Consider the following 808-nt stretch of genomic DNA (forward strand, 5'->3'; position numbering starts at 1 on the left):
GGGGGAACTGACTCGTGTCGCTGATGCTGCCGGACGGCCTTGAGTGGGTCCTGGAGATGCTCGGCTTCGACTGGCCGAAGGCGGACGAGGACAAGATGCGTGAGTGCGCCCAGGTGTGGCGTGATTTCGCGGATCAGGTCGATGAGTTGAATTATCGGGCGTTGTCGGCGGCGAACAGTGTGCGGTCGGCGAACGCGGGTGATTCGGTCGATGCGTTCGGGAAGGCGTTCGACAAGTTCTCGACGGGTGGGGACGGGTATCTCGCGGATGCGGCGCAGGCTGCGCGGTTGATCGCGGCGGCGTTCGAGGCTGCTGCGGTGATCGTGATCGCGGGGAAGATCGCGGTGATCGCGCAGTTGGTGATTCTGGCTGCGGAGATCATTGCGGCGCAGGCGGCGGCGCCGTTCACGTTCGGTCTGTCCGAGGTCGGTGCGTTGGGGGCGACGCAGGCGACGAAGATGATCGTGCGGCGGTTGTTGAAGGAGCTCCGTGAGGCGCTGATCGAGGCGATCATGGAGACGTTGAAGGATCCGATCGTGTCTGCGGTGCAGGCGATGATCTCGGATCTGATCGCGCAGACGGTGAACCAGGGTTTTGGTGCGCAGGACGGTTATGACGTCGGCCGGACGGTGAAGAAGGGCTGGGAGGAGGGGAAGTCCTCCGCGGAGAACTGGAAGCAGACGTTCGGGGAGTCGCTGCGCGACGGGCTCGGCTCGCGGGCCGGCGGCGCCGCCCGGCACCATGCTGACCGTGCGGCCGGACACGGCGAAAGCGGCGGCCACGAGGGCGGCGGCGAGCACGGGAGCGG

At 66.6% G+C, this 808-nt stretch carries 1 protein-coding gene; it reads left to right on the top strand.

Annotated features, from left to right (window positions below; translation table 11 throughout):
* Nucleotides 1–23: 23 nt before the first annotated feature.
* On the top strand, nucleotides 24–808 hold a 785-nt coding region (locus ABD353_RS39740; RefSeq protein WP_425555356.1), incomplete at its 3' end, for a WXG100-like domain-containing protein.

The organism is Kitasatospora arboriphila (assembly GCF_039528095.1).
Classification (GTDB): domain Bacteria; phylum Actinomycetota; class Actinomycetes; order Streptomycetales; family Streptomycetaceae; genus Kitasatospora; species Kitasatospora arboriphila.